The following is a 19,037-nucleotide window of genomic DNA, read 5'->3' as shown; positions in this document are numbered from 1 at the left end:
CATTTTGCCTGTTTAAAGAACCTTTATTCGGCGTTTAGAACGAATAGAAATATAAAACGCTGTTTAGCCGTCAGGATGGCAAGACATGCAGTCGTCCGGATGGATTGATTGCCAGAAAAGCGGGTTTTTGCGCTGATTTCATGCACTTTTCCCCTTACGTTCGCCGCAGTTATGCAATTTTCGGCAATGCATTGCGAAATAAAGTCTTATCGTCAAAACCCCTGTTCCACCTCCGTTAGCTTTTTTAGTTATAAGTAATGTCCATTTGGTTATTTGAATTATCACTGCGGCTGATTATTATCGTCTGGACATCCATACCGCTAAACTGCCAAACGGAAACAGCAACGAATGATCGTCCTCAGGAATATCTCCAAGATTTTCGACCAGGGAAAGGCATCGATTACCGCCGTCGACAGCGTCAATCTGACGGTTGAGCAGGGGCAGATTTACGGCATTATCGGCTACAGCGGCGCCGGGAAAAGTACGCTGATTCGCTTGCTGAACGGGCTGGAAAAACCCACTTCCGGCAGCGTGGTGATTAATGGCCAGGACATCGCCGCCGCGCGCGGAGAAGCGCTGCGCCAGGCGCGGCTGAAGATCAGCATGGTCTTTCAGCACTTCAATTTATTGTGGTCGCGCACGGTAAGCGAAAACATCGCGTTTTCGATGCAAATTGCCGGTGCGCCAAAAGCGCAGATTAACGCCCGCGTGGCGGAACTGATTGAGCTGGTGGGGCTGAAAGGGCGCGAAAAGGCTTACCCGTCGCAACTGAGCGGCGGGCAGAAGCAGCGTGTGGGCATTGCCCGCGCGCTGGCGAATAACCCGGATGTGCTGCTGTGCGATGAAGCGACCTCGGCGCTGGATCCGCAGACTACCGATCAGATCCTCGATCTGCTGCTCGATATTAATCGCCGTTTCAAACTGACCATTGTGCTCATCACCCATGAAATGCATGTGGTACGCAAGATTTGCGATCGCGTGGCGGTGATGGAGAACGGCAAAGTGGTGGAAGAGGGCGATGTGCTGAGCGTCTTTACTCATCCGCAGCAGCCGATCACCAAACAGTTTGTGCGCCAGGTGAGCCAGTATAAAGAAGAAGAGACGTTCAACCCGGAGCTGAACAGCGATCTGGACGGTACGGTGATCAAGCTGACGTTTACCGGACACAGCACGCACCAGCCGATCGTCGGTGAACTGACGCTGCGCTATGGTCTGCCGTTTAACATTTTGCACGGCAAGATGTCGCAAACCGCGCACGGCGTATTTGGACAATTATGGGTGAACGTGAAGGCGACCCCGGAACAACTGAACAATATCCTGGCTGATCTGAGCAAAACGGATATTGAAAGCGAGGTCGTGACACATGGCTGAATCTCTTTTTCCGCACCTGAAATGGGCGCAACTCTGGGCGGCGACGCAAGAGACACTGTATATGACAGCGCTGTCGGGCGCGGCGACTTTTGTACTGGGGATTGTGCTCGGTCTGGCGCTATTTTTGACTGCTCGCGGCGGCCTGTTCCAGAACCGTACGCTGTATAGCGTGATTTCGATTGTGGTGAACGTTTTCCGTTCTATTCCGTTCATCATTTTGATTGTGCTGCTGATCCCGTTTACCAAAACCCTCGTTGGCACCATTCTTGGCGCGAACGCCGCGCTGCCTGCGCTTATCGTCGGTGCTGCGCCGTTTTATGCGCGTCTGGTCGAGATTGCGCTGCGCGAAGTGGATAAAGGGGTGATTGAGGCGACGCGTTCGATGGGCGCGCGGTTGAGCACACTGGTATTTCGGGTGTTACTGCCCGAATCATCACCCGCGCTGGTGTCCGGTATTACCGTGACGCTGATTGCGCTGGTGAGCTACAGCGCCATGGCCGGGGTTATCGGCGCTGGCGGGTTGGGCAATCTTGCTTATCTGGAAGGATTCCAGCGGAACCATAACGACGTCACGCTGGTGGCGACGGTGACCATTCTTATCATCGTCTTCATCATCCAGTTCTGCGGCGACGTGATTACTTCTCTGTTAGATAAACGATAATTATTGGAAACCAACATCATGAAAAAAACACTGACACTGATTGCCGCAGCCACCCTCAGCGTGCTGAGCTTCTCCTCCTGGGCGGATACGCTGACCGTGGGCGCGTCTAACGTGCCACACGCCGAAATCCTTGAGCAGGCGAAACCAATTCTGGCGAAACAGGGTATTGATCTGGAAATTAAACCGTTCCAGGACTACATCCTGCCGAACACGGCGCTGGCCAGCCGTGAACTGGATGCCAACTACTTCCAGCACATTCCGTACCTGAACAGCGTTATCAAAGATCACGCGGGCGATAAAACCTATGATTTCGTCAGCGCAGGCGCGATCCATATTGAGCCGATTGGTATTTACTCCAAAAAATACAAATCGCTGAAAGATCTGCCGCAGGGCGGCAAAATCATCATGCGTGACGCGGTATCAGAAGAGGGGCGCATTCTCTCTATCTTCGAAAAAGAGGGCGTGATCAAGCTGAAACCAGGCATCGACAAAGTGACGGCGCGTATCGATGACATCGTCGATAACCCGAAAAAACTGCAGTTCCTGCCGAACGTCGAAGCAGCGCTGCTGCCGCAGATGTATAACAACGATGAAGGCGATGCGGTGGTGATCAACGCCAACTATGCGATTGATGCCGGTCTGGATCCGGTTCACGATCCGATCGCGGTGGAAAGCGGTGAAAACAACCCGTATGCCAACATCATCACCGTGCACCGTGGCGACGAGAAGAAAAAAGATATCGTGGCGCTGGTGAACGTGCTGCACTCCAAAGAGATTCAGGACTGGATCCGCACCAAATATAAAGGTGCGGTGATCCCGGTTAACAACTGATTTTCCCCTTCTGCGCGGTCTTGCTGGCCGCGCAGCTCGCTGTTGATTTCCCGCCTTAGATTTTCGCTGTGACTAATCTCACCAATTTTAAACAATCGCGTTAATACTCATTAACAATGCACTACTATTGCCGGGTTGACCAACTGCGGGGGTAGAGATGAAAGATGTCGTGATAGTCGGCGCGGTTCGCACGCCTATCGGCTGTTTTCAGGGCGCGTTGTCACGCCTCTCTGCCGTTGAACTGGGCAGCCAGGTGGTGCGCGCATTGATTGAGCGTAGCGGCGTGCAGCCACAAGATATCGACGAAGTGATTTTAGGCCAGGTGCTGACAGCGGGCGCCGGGCAAAATCCTGCGCGGCAGTCGGCGATCAAAGGCGGCCTGCCGAATACGGTTTCAGCGATCACCATTAATGATGTCTGCGGCTCCGGGCTGAAAGCCTTGCACCTGGCTTCGCAGGCGATCCAGTGCGGCGAAGCCGATGTGGTGATCGCCGGTGGGCAGGAGAACATGAGCCGTGCGCCGCATGTGCTGACCGACAGCCGCACCGGTGCGCAGCTCGGCAACAGCCAGCTTATCGATAGCCTGGTGCATGACGGTTTGTGGGATGCCTTCAACGATTATCATATGGGCGTAACGGCGGAAAACCTGGCGCGTGAATATGGCATCAGCCGCGAGCGTCAGGATGAATGGGCGTTAAGCTCGCAGCATAAAGCGCGTGTCGCTATCGATTCCGGGCGTTTTCGCGATGAAATTGTGCCGGTAAGCGCGGTGGATGCGGCAGGTCAGACGCAGGTTATCGACACGGATGAACAACCGCGCACCGATCCCAGCGCGGAAGCGCTGGCGAAACTAGCGCCCGCGTTTGAACAAAGCGGCTCAGTCACTGCCGGTAACGCCTCACCTATTAATGACGGCGCAGCGGCGGTGATGGTAATGAGCGAAGCAAAAGCGCAGGAACTGAATTTACCGGTGCTGGCGCGTATCCGCGCCTTTGCCAGTGTTGGCGTCGATCCGGCGTTAATGGGCATTGCGCCGGTTTATGCCATGCGCCGCTGCCTTGAGCGCGCGGGCTGGCAGCTTGATGATGTCGATCTGATTGAAGCGAACGAAGCCTATGCCGCGCAGGCGTTGTCGGTTGGTAAAATTCTTGAATGGGATGAGAAGCGAGTGAATGTCAATGGCGGGGCGATAGCGCTGGGCCACCCGATTGGCGCGTCCGGCTGCCGTATTCTGGTTTCGCTGGTGCATGAAATGCAAAAACGTCATGCCCGTAAAGGGCTGGCAACGTTATGTATCGGCGGCGGCCAGGGCGTGGCGCTGGCAATCGAACGCGATTAATCTTACTTTAAGTTAAATAAAGCCTTCCACCCGGAAGGCTTTATTGTTTGTGACTAACGCTTCAGCCATCGTTTCAATTAAATTAAAACTTCGATGCCTCGCACTAATAATTATCCCACGCAATTAAAAAACACTTCTGCAAAAGTCAAATTTACGATTATTCCCTCCGTTACAATTTGAAATGTAAGCGATAAGCCTGCTTATTATTTGCTGATCTATTTTGTAGATCTCTGTTTTACTTTGTGTTTTTTATTTGTATTTAACTTTGTAAGTTAACCGTTAATAGAAAATTGGTGTGATCTTTATCATATTAATCTGGCGGTAAAGGGAAAATATATTGATATTCATCACGCCGTTATACATAGTTCCGCTCCATACAAATATTTACGATCGCGATCACTAAAATAAAGTTATCAAAAAAATAAAATAGAATTCCATAAAAATGGAACATAATTTTAATTATTGAGGTAATCTCATGTTTAAGAAAACTCTGGCTCTTGCTTCACTCCTTGGCGCTTCCTTTGCTTCACAAGCCGTCACCGTGGATTTACGTCACGAATACATCGACAGCGGTTCCAACGCCGATCGCGTAGCGGTTTCTCACCGCTTTGAGAATGGCGTGGGTTTCGGTGTTGAAGCGAAATGGAAATCTGGCGGCGATGAGGCCGACAAACCGTTAACGGAAATCGTGGGTAACGGCCACGAAGAGTCCATTAACTGGCGCTGGGCTGCGACCAAGAATTTTGCGTTAACACCGGGCTTTAATATCGAAAGTAAAGATACCAACTCCATCTATAAACCGTATCTTCACGCGCAATACAGCTTTGATAACGGTGTTTATATTGCAGGCCGTTACCGTTATGAATACACACGTAACCCGGATTCAAGCACCGTTGATAACAAGGTCAACAAATTTGATACCTGGGTAGGCTGGGCGATGGGCGACTACCGCATTGAGCTGAACTATGTTTACGCGAAGAGCACAGAAGATGTTATTCGTGAAAACAACAAAACTTATTCCAACGAATATAACGCCAAAGTGGCGTACAAACTGGATAAAAACTGGTCCCCGTATGTGGAAGTGGGCAACGTGGGTGTGAAAAATACCGACGAACGCCAGACCCGTTTCCGCCTCGGTGTGGCTTACTCTTTCTGATTGTCTGCATTACCCTCAAGTCAAAATCCCCGGAGCCGTTGGCCGGGGATTTTTATATTTCTACCCGTCAGACTTTTAGCTACAGGTTCGTTACTTACCTTCTTTGGACTTTTGGACAGTGCTTTTGCATTTGCTCAGGTCCGCCCTGAATAATGTGAGTGACAGGAAGGCGGCAACGCAGCGAGTTCCGTGAAGTAAGTGACTGGGGCGAGTAAGGCCGGCAACACACCTGTCGCTCAAAGTATGACGGGCAAGAACGGCACAAAAAAAAGCCCCCCAGGAGGAGGGCAAGGCCAGTTACAGAAACACTAACTCAATGTTTACGCTTGCAACATGACGCGTTGCTCAGGAAGTTTCGCGATATAAAGCGCCGGCTTACCGTCTTTATCGGAACTAAACAGAATCGCACTGTCGTCCGGTGTGAACGAGGGATGCGGATGCGTTACCTGGCGGCTGTTGGCAACCGTTGCCCAGGAAGTATCGTGGCGCGCCACGCGGAAGTAGGCTTTTTTCGCCACATCGAAAACATACAAATAGGGATCGTTATCAATGGTGTAACCGCTGGTATCTTTCACATCTACTGGCGTGCCGGAACCATCGCCAACCAGCAATGTGCCGTCAAAGTTGCTCATCAGGTGAGAGCACGCCGGCATCGGCATGACCGCGTCGTTCACGCCGGTATCCGGGTTGAAGCTGTAAATCATGCGCCCCTGTTTACCTTTCAGGTAAGAGACGTACACCAGCGCGGAACCGTTCGGCACCCAGAATTCGTGGGTACAGCTTTCGCCTTCGGCGTGATCTTTTACTTTGCGTACATGGCTGCCGTCTTCATTGACCAGCCACATCCGCGCATCCACCAGATCGTGTGGGCCTTCGTGGCAAAACGCCACCGTGTTGTCGTCGAACGGGCGATAGATCGGATGACCCAGCCAGTTCTTCTCTTCATGGATCACGCTGCTCTCGCCGCTTTGCAGATCTACGCGCAGCAGACGGCAGTGCGGGCCTTTATGGAAGAAATCGTGGAACAGTTTCCAGTCATTGAGCGGCGTCCAGTCGCTGGCGGCGATCTCAATCCCAACCAGTTTGCTGCAATCACTGTTCGCCACCCAGGTGCCGTAGCCGACCCACTCATCCGGTACGCGATAAATTTCGCGCTCGGCGAGCGTCTGCAAATTCACTTCGCGCAGCGTGCGATCGTTCTTCACATAATATAAAGCGCTGTCATCCGGCGAGAGGAAACCACCAAAGGTGTTATCGCCCGCGCCTTCCGTTAACTGCACGGCTTCGGCTTTCGCGATATCCAGCAGGTAATAATTCCAGTGGCCATCAAATTCACCGGCAAACAACAGGTGGCTGCCATCATTGAAAAAACACTTCTGATAGAAGTAGTTCCGGTGGCAGGTTACTTCCGGTGGTGTTAAGCGGGTGACTTCCGCGCCGGTATCCGGATCGCGGCTGATTGCGTAATTGAGTTTTACCCGCATGCCTTTCGCCATATTTCACTCCTTTAGATGGTCCGGTGGGAAAGTTGCGCCCCCAATGATGACCACAGATGATTACAAGTTTAAAAATAGAGTGTTAATTTATCAAAACAACGTTTCAATATATGTGATTGCTGACGCACTTTATAAGAAAACAACGGCTGCTAGCAGGATTAACGCGAGGTGAAAAAGCGTTCGCGCTGGCGGGCTTTGATTTTAAACACAAAAACTGCCGATTGGCGGTCAAAACTCAAAGACGAACTTAACTTCTTGTTTGCTATGATTTATTTAAAATTATTCTCCAGGGCTAACCGGTGATGATGCGCTGTCAACGCCAAACAATCGTGATCACACTTACAGATTTAATAATATATGGCAGAAAAATTGAAACGTTGTTTTATTCAAGATTGAAAACATGTTTTAGCCGGGATAAGATGCGCGTAATGAAGAAACGGAACACTGTTTCTGCGTTCCACTGAGTGACGTTTCGGTCAAAATTTACTTCGGAGGTTATTGTGGAAGTCAGACAAAGCATCCACAGTGCGCATGCGAAAACGCTGGATACCCAGGGCCTGCGCAATGAGTTTTTAGTCGAAAAAGTATTCGCTGATGACGAATACACCATGGTGTACAGCCATATCGATCGCATTATCGTCGGCGGTATTAAACCGGTGAACAAAACCGTTTCTGTTGGCGGCGAAGTGGGTAAACAGCTGGGCGTGACCTATTTTCTTGAGCGTCGCGAACTGGGCGTGATTAATATCGGCGGCCCGGGCACCATTACCGTTGACGGTCAATGTTATGAAATTGATCATCGTGATGCGTTATATGTCGGAAAAGGCGCCAAAGAGGTGGTTTTTGCCAGCATCGATAGCGCGAAACCAGCCAAGTTTTACTACAACTGCGCACCCGCACACACCACCTTCCCAACGAAAAAAGTGACGCCAGCCGATGTGGCGCCAGTGACGCTTGGCGATCCGCTGACCAGCAACCGTCGCACCATCAACAAATATTTCGTGCCGGACGTGCTGGAAACCTGCCAGTTAAGCATGGGGCTGACCGAGCTTGCGCCGGGCAACCTGTGGAACACGATGCCGTGCCATACCCATGAGCGCCGCATGGAAGTGTACTTCTATTTCAATATGGAAGAAGACGCCTGCGTATTCCATATGATGGGGCAGCCGCAGGAGACGCGTCACATTGTGATGCATAACGAGCAGGCGGTCATTTCTCCCAGCTGGTCAATCCATTCAGGCGTGGGTACGCGTGCGTATACCTTCATCTGGGGGATGGTGGGTGAGAACCAGGTCTTTGATGACATGGATCACGTCGCTGTAAAAGATCTGCGCTAATAGCGGGCAGCATAAAACCATGCCTGTCCGGTACAGGCGCTAATAGATTAAGGAATAAACATGATTCTGGATGCATTTTCTCTTCAAGGTAAGGTTGCGGTAGTCAGCGGTTGTGACACTGGTCTGGGCCAGGGTATGGCGCTGGGCCTGGCGGAAGCGGGCTGCGATATTGTCGGTATCAACATTGTTGAACCAACAGAAACCATTGAGCGCGTGACCGCGCTGGGCCGTCGTTTTCTCAGCCTGACGGCCGATCTGCGTCAGATCGACGGCATTCCGGCGCTGCTGGAGCGCGCGGTCGCCGAGTTTGGCAAAATCGACATTCTGGTGAACAACGCCGGTTTGATCCGCCGCGAAGACGCGATCAATTTCAGCGAGAAAGACTGGGACGACGTAATGAACCTGAACATCAAGAGCGTGTTCTTTATGTCCCAGGCGGCGGCAAAACACTTCATCGCGCAGGGTAATGGCGGCAAGATCATCAACATCGCGTCGATGCTCTCATTCCAGGGTGGCATCCGCGTACCGTCTTACACCGCGTCCAAAAGCGGCGTCATGGGCGTCACGCGTCTGCTGGCGAACGAATGGGCGAAACACAACATCAACGTTAACGCTATCGCGCCGGGTTATATGGCGACCAACAACACCCAGCAGTTGCGTGCCGACGAGCAGCGTAGCGCCGAGATCCTCGACCGTATCCCGGCAGGCCGCTGGGGGCTGCCGAGCGATCTGATGGGGCCGGTGGTGTTCCTGTCTTCGAAAGCCTCTGATTACATCAATGGCTACACCATTGCGGTGGACGGCGGCTGGCTGGCGCGTTAATTCGCCTCGCATTGCCTGCATAAAAAACCTGCCTGCGGGCAGGTTTTTTTATCGCTGCGTATTAATTGTCCATATCTTGTGAATAGAAAAATCCATATCCTTTTATCTTAATTCGCAGGCTATTGATTAAAAATCTTTAAAAATAAATAAGTTAAAATTAGTTTAGTGCTTAAACTATATTTTCAAAATTGTAAACTCCATCACAAAACACCATGCCATAGCGTATTTATCCATATCTTCGCGTTTTCAGCACTGACGCTTTGCCCCGTCGCTGACTTACTTTCATAGGACGTCTTATTCTGTGTAGGCAGGAAAAAATGACTTCTATCAGTAATGATTCCGTAGCTTTACCACGCGCGCTGCGTGATACCCGGCGTATGAATCTGTTTGTCTCGGTGTCGGCCGCGGTCGCCGGGCTGTTGTTTGGTCTCGATATTGGGGTGATTTCCGGTGCGCTGCCGTTTATCACCGACCATTTCACCTTATCCAGCCGTTTGCAGGAGTGGGTGGTGAGCAGCATGATGCTGGGCGCGGCGCTGGGGGCGCTGTTTAACGGCTGGCTCTCTTTTCGCCTTGGGCGCAAATACAGCTTAATGGCGGGCGCGGTGTTATTTGTCGCCGGTTCGCTCGGTTCCGCGTTTGCCGCCAGTGTGGAAGTGCTGCTGCTTTCCCGCGTGCTGCTGGGGGTTGCGGTCGGCATTGCGTCGTATACCGCGCCGTTGTATCTCTCTGAAATGGCAAGCGAAAATGTGCGCGGGAAGATGATAAGCATGTACCAGTTGATGGTCACGCTGGGCATTGTGCTGGCGTTCCTCTCGGACACGGCGTTTAGCTATAGCGGCAACTGGCGGGCAATGCTCGGTGTACTGGCGCTGCCGGCGGTATTACTGATTGTTCTGGTGGTATTCCTGCCCAACAGCCCGCGCTGGCTGGCGCAAAAAGGGCGGCATATTGAAGCGGAAGAGGTGCTGCGTATGCTGCGTGATACCTCGGAAAAGGCGCGCGAAGAGCTGAATGAGATCCGCGAAAGCCTGAAACTGAAACAGGGTGGTTTCCAGCTGTTTAAAGCTAACCGCAATGTGCGCCGCGCCGTTTTCCTCGGCATGTTATTGCAGGCGATGCAGCAGTTTACCGGCATGAACATCATCATGTATTACGCGCCACGCATTTTTAAAATGGCCGGGTTTACCACCACGGAACAGCAAATGATCGCCACGCTGGTGGTGGGGCTGACCTTTATGTTTGCCACCTTTATTGCGGTGTTTACGGTAGATAAAGCGGGGCGCAAACCGGCGCTGAAAATTGGTTTCAGCGTGATGGCAATTGGCACGTTGATCCTTGGTTACTGCCTGATGCAGTTTGATAACGGCACCGCGTCGAGCGGGTTATCCTGGCTTTCGGTGGGCATGACGATGATCTGTATCGCCGGGTATGCGATGAGCGCCGCGCCGGTGGTGTGGATCCTGTGTTCCGAGATCCAGCCACTGAAATGCCGCGATTTCGGCATCACCTGTTCGACCACCACTAACTGGGTGTCGAACATGATTATCGGTGCGACCTTCCTGACGTTGCTGGACGCGATTGGCGCGGCAGGCACGTTCTGGCTCTACACCGCGCTGAATCTGGCGTTTGTCGGTGTCACTTTCTGGCTGATCCCGGAAACCAAAAACGTCACGCTGGAACATATTGAACGCCGTCTGATGGCGGGTGAAAAACTGCGTAATATCGGCGTGTAACAATAGCCCTCTCCCCGGCGGGAGAGGGCAGAATTACACCCGCGCCAGGTAGAGCGCGGGCATGCCTTCGGCATCGGAAGTGTAGAGTACCCACTGGTTATCTGGCGAGAAAGAGGGGTGCGGGTGCGTGACCTGGCGGTCGCCATCCAGCACTTTCCAGCTACTGTTATGCTGGCAAATCGCCTTCTGTTCGCCGCTTTTGATATTAAATACCCAGATAAACGGATCGTTAAGGTGGATATCCCCGGTGTGATGCGGCGCGCCGTCGCCGACCACCAGGCTGCCGTCTTGATTACTCATCAGATGCGAGCAGGGCGGGATCGCCATCAACTGCTGGTTTTCCAGCGTGTTCGGATCCGCGCTGTAGAGATAACGGCGCGGATCGTTTTCCTGGTGCGCCACGTAATAGAGCGCGGATCCGTCCGGCACCCAGAATTCATGGGTAAAACTTTCTCCCGGCTTGTGCTGGCGCACTTTGCGCAGGTTGCTGCCATCTTCATTAATCAGCCACATGCGTGCATCAATGACATCGCGCGGGCCTTCGTGGCAAAACGCCACGGTCTGATCGTCGAAGGGGCGATAAATCGGGTGGCCCAGCCAGCGTTTTTCCTGCAACAGGGTGTCGCGTTTACCGCTTTGCAGATCAATGCGGATCAAGCGGCATTCGGGGTTGGTGAAGTAGAAATCGCGGAATTTTTGCCAGTCGGTAAGTGGTCGCCAGTCGCTTTTTTTAATTTCAATGCCGACCAGTTTGGTACAGCTGGAGTTCGCGACCCAGGTGCCATACGCCACCCACTCATCGTCAACCTCGTAGACGATATGCTCTTCGAGGGAGTGCAGATCAACGCGACGCAGTTCGCGGGTGTTTTTCACATACCACAGCGCGCTGTCATCGGCGGACAAAAAACCGCCAAACGTGTTGTCTCCCGCGCCTTCGGTGAGCTGTGTCGCTTCGCGGTTCGCGAGATCCAGTAAGTAGTAATTCCAGTGGCCTTCAAACGCGCCGCCGAAAATCAGTTTCCCGCCGTCCCGGGTAAAGCATTTCTGATAGAAGTAGTTACGGTGACAAATAATATGCGGCGGCGTCAGCCGGATAACCTCATGCCCGGTTTTGTCGTCTTTCTGGCTGCGGAAGGTGAGAGAGACGTTTTTCCCCTTTGCCATTACCTGCTCCTTAGATAAAAAAATACCCTGCCGCAAACGGGCAGGGTATGTCATTGCGGTAAAACCTTAGCGCATGGCGCGTTTCAGAATACGTTCAGCCTGACGCTGGAAGTCGGCTGCGGTTTCTTCAACGGATTTCTGGCCATAGTCGATGTACTGAATTGCGGTACCGAACTGGGCAACAATCTGCGGATCGTCAAAGTAAGGCGATACCGAAAGTTTGGTCGGCAAAGACTGCGCCAGACGCAGACCCGCAACCGCCGGATCGCCCTCTTTGATAGCACCATTGGCGGTCAGCGTTTGCACCGCGGCTTTGCTCAGCGGCACACCGCGCTCCAGGCCCAGCGTTTCTGCACCCTCTTTGCTGTTCAGCAGGAAGTTGATCACCTGGGCCGCCTCTTTCGGATGCTTGGTGGATTTACCAATCGACAGCATCTGCGCAGGTTTGAAGAACAAGCCCGCGTCTTTCGCGCCCGGCAGCATCGGGTAGTCACCCAGCACCAGTTTAGCTGGCGGCTTCAGGTTGTCGGAGTATTTGGTGATGGTGGAGTTCCACATGTAAGTACCCGCCCATTCACCTTCGATCCACGGCTTCATTTCATACATGTTGCTCTTACCGAACGACGCGTAATATTTGGCGTCCGGCATCACGTGGCTATCGACCAGTTTTTTATACATCTGGAAGAATTCCACCCACTGCTCGTTGGTGTAGCTGAATTTCTTCGCTTTCTCATCCACGGCAGGAATGTTGTATTTCTGCACCATGTAGGAGTTCAGCAGCGCCAGCGTATCCTGGTGCTCCAGCACCACCGGGTAGTACTGTTTGCCGAGCTTGCTTTCAAAGGTTTTGCCCGCGGCTAACAGCTCATCCCAGGTTTTCGGGAAGGCGACGCCCGCTTTTTTCCACTGCTCGTCGTTGAAGTAGAACACGCGCGCGGTGACGGAGATCGGAATGCCGTTCAACTTGCCGTCAACGGTGGTGGATTGCAGCTCTTTGGCATCGAACTGGCTTAAATCAATAATGTCTTTGACCTGGTTGAGGTCATAAAAACCCTCGCCGTTTTTGGAGAAAATCGGCAGCCAGTTCCAGTTAGTCTGCATCACGTCCGGCTCGGTGCCGCCCGCGATTTGCGTGGTCAGACGGGAGAGGTGACCGTCCCAACCGGTGTATTCAGATTTAACGGTAATGTCAGGATGCTGTTTGTGAAACTCTTCCAGCGCCTTTAAGGTGACCTGATGACGACCGTTGCCCCCCCACCAGGACATACGCAGATCAACATTATCAGCGGCGGTTGCGGGTACAGCGCACATGCCCAGAGTTGCGGAGATGATGGCGCCGGTAAGCACTTTTTTCATTTTTATACTCCAACGTTTGTTTAAATTTCACTCTTCCGGTGCCCCTTCGGTGGCGGCGTTGATGTCTCCCGGCTACTTGCTTTGTAAGCGCCGGGATACACCGACTTGCCACCTCGGGGCATCGCGAATGATTTCGTCGTTATAAGGAAATGTTCTGTTCTGTTTTCGCGTCAAAAATATGACACTTATTCATATCAAACTTAAAGTACACCTTCCGGTGAAGCCCCTTTGCAATCATTGGCTTAGCTTCATCAGAAGGGATTCGGGCGGTCAGTTCGTAGTCGCCAACTTTCAGGTAAACAAAGAACTCGTGACCCATGTTCTCGACGCGCACCAGGTCACCGGCGCCGCAGTCGTCGCTAAAAGGCTCATCTGAAACGGAGACAAACTCCGGACGCACGCCAAAGAACACCTCTTTATCGGCGTAATCGGCGACTTTCTCCTGCTGGCGAGCGTTCAGCGCCAGCGTTTCATGACCGACGGTGATGTGCAGCTGGTCGGCTTTTTTCACAATCTTCGCCGGTTTGATGTTCATCTCCGGCGCACCGATAAAGCCCGCCACGAACATATTTTTCGGGAAGTGGTAGAGGTTATCCGGGGTATCCACCTGCATGATATGGCCGAGTTTCATCACGCAGATGCGGTCGCCCATGGTCATTGCTTCGGTCTGATCGTGCGTGACGTAGACGGTGGTCGCCGGTTTCCCGGATTTCTTCAACTGCTTGTGCAGGTCGGAAATACGGATACGCATTGAGGCGCGCAGTTTGGCGTCCAGGTTCGACAGCGGTTCGTCAAACAGGAACACATCCGGCTTTTTCACAATCGCGCGGCCAACCGCTACGCGCTGTGCCTGACCACCGGAAAGCTGGCGCGGCAGGCGATCCATCAGCTCTTCGAGCTCAAGGATTTTCGCCGCTTCATCGACCTGTTTGTTGATCTCTTCTTTCGGCATTTTGCTGAGCTTCAGGCCGAACGCGAGGTTTTCCCGCACCGTCATGTGCGGGTAGAGCGCGTAGTTCTGGAACACCATCGCAATACCGCGTGATTTTGGCGCAAGATTGTTGACGATCTTCTCACCGATGCGCACTTCGCCGCCGCTGATGGTTTCAAGGCCTGCCAGCATGCGCAGGGTGGTGGATTTCGCGCAGCCACTTGGGCCGACAATCACCATAAATTCGCCATCGGCAATTTTCAGGTCGATACCATGTACCGCTTTGAAGCCGTTGGAATAAACCTTTTCCAGTTTGTTGAAAATCACTTCAGCCATGATACTTCCCTCTTAACCTTTAATTCCGCTGCTGGTCACGCCCTGTACGAAGTAGCGCTGTGCCAGGAAGAAGACAATGATGGACGGCAGAATGGAGATACTCGCCATTGCCAGAATTTCGTTCCACGGCGCACCTTCGGTGACGTCGATGGACATTTTCAGCGCCAGTGCGATCGGGTATTTATCCACGCTGTAGACATAAATCAGCGGCCCGATAAAGTCGTTCATTGACCACATGAACTGGAACAGCGCCACGGAGATAATCGCCGGTTTCAGGATTGGCACCACCACGTACCACAGCACCTGCCAGGAGTTACAGCCATCGATTTGCGCCGCTTCTTCCATGTCGCGCGGCACGCCGCGTAAGAACTGAATCAGCATAAAGACGAAGAAACCGTGGGTAGCGAACGCCGTGGGCAGATACAGCGGCATATAGCTGTTGAGCATGCCCATTTCACGGAACATCAGGTATTGCGGGATCAGCAGCACGGTGCTTGGCAGCAGCATGGTGGCGATAAGCGTACCGAACCAGAAGTTCTTCCACGGGATCTCAAAGCGGGCAAAGCCGTAAGCCACAATCGTTGAAGAGATAATGGTCAGGATCACTTTCGGGATCACATACTTAAACGTGTTCAGCATGTAGTGGCCGAAGGTGTATTCCGTGCCGGTTTTCCAGCCGTTGATAAAGCCATCCCAGGTGGCGTGGTTTGGCCACAGCCCCAGCGTGGTGAAGATCTCGTGATTCGGTTTGAACGACGCCGAGAACATCCACGCCAGCGGGTAGAGCATTAGCAGGCCGACAAAGAGCAGGATCGTATAGCGGATCCATGCGCTGATTTTCTCGCGGCGCAGCGTGCGCGCCACTTCACGTTCGGCTTCTTTCATGCCCGGCGTGAGATGTTGGATATCAGCCATTTTTGCCTCCCTTATCGGCAGAGTAGAACACCCAGTATTTCGAAGACTTAAAGGCGATGGAGGCAAAGACCGCCACGACCAGGAACAGAACCCAGGCCAGCGCCGCACCGTAACCCATGTCGAAATACTTGAAGGCGGTGTCGTAGATGTAGAGCGAGAACAGATAGGTGTAGTAGGTCGGGCCGCCGCCAGTAATGACATACGGGCCGGTAAATTCCTGGAATGCCTGGGTGGTCTGCATGATGAAGTTGAAGAAAATAACCGGCGTAATCAGCGGCACGGTGACTTTCATAAACATCTGCCATTTGCTGGCGCCATCGATCATCGCTGCTTCGTACTGGGATTGCGGTACGTTTTGCAGCGCGGCAAGGAAGATGACCATCGCGGAGCCGAACTGCCAGACGCGCAGCAAGGTGACGGACATCAGCGCCAGCGACGGTTCGCCGAGCCAGTTAATTGGATCCAGACCAAACACGCCGATAAAGCTGTTCAGCAGGCCATCGATAGCGAACAGTGCGCGCCACAGTACGGCGATCGCCACGGAGCTACCAAGGATGGATGGAATGTAGTAAGCCGTACGGAAAAAACCGATGCCCCGAAGTTTAAAGTTGAGCACAAAGGCAATCCCCAGCGCGAAAGCAAGCTTCAGCGGGATTGTCAAAAATACATACGCGAACGTTACGCCCATTGATTTCCAGAAGAGCGTGTCTTCGGTAAACATGTAGCGATAATTCTCAATGCCATTAAATACCGGCGGGCTCATCAGGTCATACTCAGTAAAACTGAGAAAGAACGATGAGATGAATGGGAAAGCCGTAAAGACTATCAACCCAATAACGTAGGGCGATATCCAGGCCAATCCCAGTAGTCTGTTTTCATTCATACATACCTACCTGGCGAACAATGTGTAATACGGATTCGGAGAGTAACTTTTTTCCTCCGCCGCATGGGCGTCAGAGGGTTAAAACAGGTTCTGTGCGTGCACTTGATCACAATAATCAATTGAATCAATGCGTTTTGAAACTTTAACCAGCGGAAATTACTCACAATATTCCGGGTTTTAAAATCCTGCGAACTTGCGTTCTCGGTTTGTGAAACGTCGTTTTAAAATATTTTATTGTGTTTTGAATTGGCGTCATTCGATTAATTCGTGAAATGTGATCGAAGTCGAAACGATGTTTCAATAAAGTGAGGTGGGTGTCATTTTTGCCGGAAAACAGCGGGCTTATCGCCAATAAGCGCAACGATTTAGGTAATAGCCTAAGGCGTTAAATAGGGTGAAATGAAATTATTGAAAATTTAAACGATTATCCGGCGAACTATTTTTAGTGGCCTATAAATAAAAACGCCCCCCTAATTATGGGAGGCGTTAAATAATTTAGGGCGCGATCAACGTTTTAAAAAATCTTCACGTACTGGCGTAAAGGTGTCGAGCAGCGTTCCGGCCTTTAAACACACACATCCGTGCATAATGTGCGGTTCCTTATAAAGTGTATCGCCTGCGGTGACGATATGTTTCTCATCACCAATGGTAAATTCGAACTCGCCGGATAAAACGTACGTAAGTTGTTCATGAGGATGGTTGTGCATTGGGCCGATGGCGCCTTGTTCGAACATAACTTCGACCGCCATCATTTTGCCGTCATGGGCAAGAATACGGCGGCTAACGCCGTTGCCCAGGTCTTCAAGCTGAGTGTCTTTATGGAAGATAAACATCGGAGTGTCCTGTAGTAGGTATCGTTAGTGATTACGATAGAGTAAATGATGAAACGTTGTTTCAAAATAACTTATCTCAGCGTTCTATAAAAATAAACGCGAGGCCAGAGAAGTTGAAAGTCGATCACAACTTTGATTGACTGAGCGCTAAACCAGACGGAGACAAGCGATGAAAACGATAGGACTGCTGGGCGGTATGAGCTGGGAATCAACCGTTCCTTATTACCGCCTGATTAATGAGGGCGTGAAAGCTCGTCTCGGCGGCTTGCACTCCGCCAGCTTGCTTCTGCACAGCCTGGATTTCCATGAAATTGAGACCTGCCAGGCCACCGCGCAATGGCACAAAGCCGGTGAGATCTTAGCCCAGGCTGCCGCCGGGCTGGAACAGGCGGGCGCGCAGGCGATTGTGCTGTGTACCAACACCATGCACAAAGTCGCCGGGCAAATAGAAGAGCGCTGCCATATTCCGTTCCTGCATATTGCCGACGCCACCGGGCGGGCGATTGAAAACGCGGGCATGCGTAATGTCGCGCTGCTGGGTACGCGCTACACCATGGAGCAGGATTTTTACCGTGGCCGCCTGGAAAAACAGTTTGGCATCGAAACTTCTGTACCGGGCCCGGAAGATCGCGAACGCATTAACGACATCATCTTTAGTGAGCTCTGTCTGGGGACGTTTACCGATGAGTCACGCTACTATTTTGTCAATTTAATCAAAAAACTGGCAGGTGAAGGCGCGGAAGGGGTGATTTTCGGTTGTACCGAGATCGGCCTGCTGCTGCCAGAAACTCATTGCCCGATTAAGGTGTTTGATACGGCGGCGCTGCATGCCGCTGATGCGGTGGACTTTATGCTCTCTTAGTGTTCGCCCAGCATGGCAGCCAGCGGCCCGCTAACCAGCGGTATGGCTGTCTGTAAATGGGCGGTAAAGGCCTCGACCAGCGCGGAAGCGGGACGATGCAGGGGGCGGATCAGGCTCACCGTAAACGGCACATCAATACTGAAGCGACGCACCGCCACGCCGCTGGACGCGTAATCCAGCGCGGTGAGCGGGTTAACCACCGAAATACCCACGCCGGCGCGGACCATCGCGCACACCGAGGCGGCGCTGTGCGTTTCCAGCACCATGCGCCGCTTCACATGATGTTCATTAAACAGCGCATCCAGCAACTGCCGGTAACTGTCGGAGCGCGACAAACTGATGTAATTCTCACCCTGAAAATCTGCTGGCGTTAACACCGCTTTGCGCGCCAGCGGGTGATCCTGCGGCATGACGCAAACTTCATTGCAGGTGAGCAGCGGCGTACGTTCGGTGCCTGCCGGGGTGTTGAGTGTTTCGGTTAACCCCAGATCGTGACGTTGCGCCGACAACCACTCCTCAAGCAATGGCGACTCCTGCGGCACGATATTCAGGCTGACATCCGGGTAGCGCGCCAGAAATGGTTGCAGCAGCAATGGTAGAAAAGACTGCGAGAACACCGGCAGACAGGCGATGGACAGTTCGCCCTGGCGGAATTCACGCAGGCTTTCGGCGGCGCTGACAATCCGGTCCAGCCCGTACCAGGAACGCTGCACCTCTTCGAATAACCGCAAACCTTGCACTGTGGGCTGTAAACGCCCGCGCGTGCGCTCGAACAGTTTCAGCCCCAGCACTTTTTCAAAGCGCGCCAGTTCACGGCTCACCGTCGGTTGCGAGGTATGCAGCAGCGCGGCGGCCTCGGTCAGATTGCCGGTGGTCATCACGGCGTGAAAGATTTCGATATGGCGCAGATTGACAGCGGGCATGGGTGAGATCCGGTTTAGTCACGTTATCCATATCATTTTTGCATAGAGTCCAGATAAAACGATATTTTTTATTCTCTTCCCGCTG

The 19,037-nt window shown here is 52.5% G+C and carries 17 protein-coding genes; 9 read left to right on the top strand and 8 right to left on the bottom strand.

What is annotated here, in order from left to right; all coding sequences use genetic code 11:
* Positions 1-348: 348 nt before the first annotated feature.
* The 5 genes from IP581_RS18780 (at position 349) to IP581_RS18760 (ending at position 5,358) form a co-directional block, all read left to right on the top strand.
* Positions 349-1,371: a methionine ABC transporter ATP-binding protein gene (locus tag IP581_RS18780; protein WP_193821107.1), complete on the top strand. Its 1,023-nt coding sequence runs from the start codon at positions 349-351 to the stop codon at positions 1,369-1,371.
* Entirely contained in the window at positions 1,364-2,032 is a 669-nt protein-coding gene (locus tag IP581_RS18775) for a methionine ABC transporter permease (protein WP_020455079.1), read from the top strand. Before IP581_RS18780 ends, IP581_RS18775 begins: the two co-directional genes overlap by 8 nt.
* Positions 2,033-2,050: 18 nt before the next feature.
* A complete protein-coding gene (locus IP581_RS18770) occupies positions 2,051-2,863 on the top strand; it encodes a MetQ/NlpA family ABC transporter substrate-binding protein (protein WP_025263848.1) in 813 nt (270 codons plus the stop codon).
* Positions 2,864-3,020: 157 nt separating this feature from the next.
* On the top strand, positions 3,021-4,202 hold the full coding sequence (locus IP581_RS18765; protein ID WP_086873577.1) for an acetyl-CoA C-acetyltransferase: 1,182 nt from the start codon (positions 3,021-3,023) through the stop codon (positions 4,200-4,202).
* A 475-nt stretch (positions 4,203-4,677) separates the two neighbouring features.
* Positions 4,678-5,358, top strand: a complete 681-nt coding sequence (locus IP581_RS18760) for an oligogalacturonate-specific porin KdgM family protein (protein ID WP_086873578.1) — start codon at positions 4,678-4,680, stop codon at positions 5,356-5,358.
* A gap of 320 nt (positions 5,359-5,678) precedes the next feature.
* Here IP581_RS18760 and IP581_RS18755 read toward each other — a convergent pair whose 3' ends face one another.
* Entirely contained in the window at positions 5,679-6,854 is a 1,176-nt protein-coding gene (locus IP581_RS18755; protein WP_020455076.1) for an oligogalacturonate lyase family protein, read from the bottom strand.
* A gap of 500 nt (positions 6,855-7,354) precedes the next feature.
* Here IP581_RS18755 and kduI point away from each other — a divergent pair, with 500 nt between their 5' ends.
* The 3 genes from kduI to araE all read left to right on the top strand — a co-directional run bounded on the left by kduI (position 7,355) and on the right by araE (position 10,749).
* On the top strand, positions 7,355-8,191 hold the full coding sequence (kduI, locus tag IP581_RS18750) for a 5-dehydro-4-deoxy-D-glucuronate isomerase (protein ID WP_193821106.1): 837 nt from the start codon (positions 7,355-7,357) through the stop codon (positions 8,189-8,191).
* Between the two features lie 60 nt (positions 8,192-8,251).
* Positions 8,252-9,013, top strand: coding sequence for a 2-dehydro-3-deoxy-D-gluconate 5-dehydrogenase KduD (gene kduD, locus IP581_RS18745; RefSeq protein ID WP_086873579.1), 762 nt, complete (start codon positions 8,252-8,254; stop codon positions 9,011-9,013).
* Between the two features lie 317 nt (positions 9,014-9,330).
* Positions 9,331-10,749, top strand: coding sequence for an arabinose-proton symporter AraE (gene araE, locus IP581_RS18740; RefSeq protein WP_097401584.1), 1,419 nt, complete (start codon positions 9,331-9,333; stop codon positions 10,747-10,749).
* Between the two features lie 33 nt (positions 10,750-10,782).
* Here the strand turns inward: araE and IP581_RS18735 are convergent, their stop codons facing one another.
* The 6 genes from IP581_RS18735 to IP581_RS18710 form a co-directional block, all read right to left on the bottom strand.
* Entirely contained in the window at positions 10,783-11,913 is a 1,131-nt protein-coding gene (locus IP581_RS18735) for an oligogalacturonate lyase family protein (protein ID WP_193821105.1), read from the bottom strand.
* A 66-nt stretch (positions 11,914-11,979) separates the two neighbouring features.
* The gene (locus IP581_RS18730) at positions 11,980-13,269 is read right to left on the bottom strand and encodes an ABC transporter substrate-binding protein (RefSeq protein WP_097401582.1); all 1,290 of its coding nucleotides are present in this window, start codon (positions 13,267-13,269) and stop codon (positions 11,980-11,982) included.
* Positions 13,270-13,408: 139 nt separating this feature from the next.
* Positions 13,409-14,536, bottom strand: coding sequence for an ABC transporter ATP-binding protein (locus IP581_RS18725; protein ID WP_086873583.1), 1,128 nt, complete (start codon positions 14,534-14,536; stop codon positions 13,409-13,411).
* 12 nt (positions 14,537-14,548) lie between these two features.
* Positions 14,549-15,451, bottom strand: a complete 903-nt coding sequence (locus IP581_RS18720) for a carbohydrate ABC transporter permease (protein ID WP_086873584.1) — start codon at positions 15,449-15,451, stop codon at positions 14,549-14,551.
* Entirely contained in the window at positions 15,444-16,334 is an 891-nt protein-coding gene (locus tag IP581_RS18715; RefSeq protein ID WP_025263850.1) for a carbohydrate ABC transporter permease, read from the bottom strand. The genes IP581_RS18720 and IP581_RS18715 overlap by 8 nt, the downstream gene beginning before the upstream one ends.
* A 506-nt stretch (positions 16,335-16,840) precedes the next feature.
* Positions 16,841-17,167, bottom strand: a complete 327-nt coding sequence (locus IP581_RS18710; RefSeq protein ID WP_086873585.1) for a cupin domain-containing protein — start codon at positions 17,165-17,167, stop codon at positions 16,841-16,843.
* A 169-nt stretch (positions 17,168-17,336) separates the two neighbouring features.
* On the opposite strand from IP581_RS18710, the gene IP581_RS18705 reads away from it, so the two are divergent.
* Positions 17,337-18,029 carry an aspartate/glutamate racemase gene (locus IP581_RS18705; RefSeq protein WP_086873586.1) on the top strand — a complete coding sequence of 231 codons (693 nt, stop codon included), beginning with the start codon at positions 17,337-17,339 and terminating at the stop codon, positions 18,027-18,029.
* Here the strand turns inward: IP581_RS18705 and IP581_RS18700 are convergent.
* On the bottom strand, positions 18,026-18,952 hold the full coding sequence (locus IP581_RS18700) for a LysR family transcriptional regulator (protein WP_193821104.1): 927 nt from the start codon (positions 18,950-18,952) through the stop codon (positions 18,026-18,028). The genes IP581_RS18705 and IP581_RS18700 overlap by 4 nt on opposite strands.
* Between the last annotated feature and the right edge of the window lie 85 nt (positions 18,953-19,037).

This window comes from Kosakonia pseudosacchari, from assembly GCF_015167415.1.
Classification (GTDB): Bacteria; Pseudomonadota; Gammaproteobacteria; order Enterobacterales; family Enterobacteriaceae; genus Kosakonia; species Kosakonia pseudosacchari.
Note: the sequence above shows the minus strand (reverse complement) of the source record. Positions and strands in the feature narration are given on the sequence as shown.

Bases quoted from the DNA above. Each gene is read 5' to 3' on its own strand.
- IP581_RS18780 (WP_193821107.1), top strand. From the start codon at position 349: ATGATCGTCCTCAGGAATATCTCCAAGATTTTCGACCAGGGAAAGGCA.
- IP581_RS18775 (WP_020455079.1), top strand. From the start codon at position 1,364: ATGGCTGAATCTCTTTTTCCGCACCTGAAATGGGCGCAACTCTGGGCG.
- IP581_RS18770 (WP_025263848.1), top strand. From the start codon at position 2,051: ATGAAAAAAACACTGACACTGATTGCCGCAGCCACCCTCAGCGTGCTG.
- IP581_RS18765 (WP_086873577.1), top strand. From the start codon at position 3,021: ATGAAAGATGTCGTGATAGTCGGCGCGGTTCGCACGCCTATCGGCTGT.
- IP581_RS18760 (WP_086873578.1), top strand. From the start codon at position 4,678: ATGTTTAAGAAAACTCTGGCTCTTGCTTCACTCCTTGGCGCTTCCTTT.
- IP581_RS18755 (WP_020455076.1), bottom strand. From the start codon at position 6,854: ATGGCGAAAGGCATGCGGGTAAAACTCAATTACGCAATCAGCCGCGAT.
- kduD (WP_086873579.1), top strand. From the start codon at position 8,252: ATGATTCTGGATGCATTTTCTCTTCAAGGTAAGGTTGCGGTAGTCAGC.
- araE (WP_097401584.1), top strand. From the start codon at position 9,331: ATGACTTCTATCAGTAATGATTCCGTAGCTTTACCACGCGCGCTGCGT.
- IP581_RS18735 (WP_193821105.1), bottom strand. From the start codon at position 11,913: ATGGCAAAGGGGAAAAACGTCTCTCTCACCTTCCGCAGCCAGAAAGAC.
- IP581_RS18730 (WP_097401582.1), bottom strand. From the start codon at position 13,269: ATGAAAAAAGTGCTTACCGGCGCCATCATCTCCGCAACTCTGGGCATG.
- IP581_RS18725 (WP_086873583.1), bottom strand. From the start codon at position 14,536: ATGGCTGAAGTGATTTTCAACAAACTGGAAAAGGTTTATTCCAACGGC.
- IP581_RS18720 (WP_086873584.1), bottom strand. From the start codon at position 15,451: ATGGCTGATATCCAACATCTCACGCCGGGCATGAAAGAAGCCGAACGT.
- IP581_RS18715 (WP_025263850.1), bottom strand. From the start codon at position 16,334: ATGAATGAAAACAGACTACTGGGATTGGCCTGGATATCGCCCTACGTT.
- IP581_RS18710 (WP_086873585.1), bottom strand. From the start codon at position 17,167: ATGTTTATCTTCCATAAAGACACTCAGCTTGAAGACCTGGGCAACGGC.
- IP581_RS18705 (WP_086873586.1), top strand. From the start codon at position 17,337: ATGAAAACGATAGGACTGCTGGGCGGTATGAGCTGGGAATCAACCGTT.
- IP581_RS18700 (WP_193821104.1), bottom strand. From the start codon at position 18,952: ATGCCCGCTGTCAATCTGCGCCATATCGAAATCTTTCACGCCGTGATG.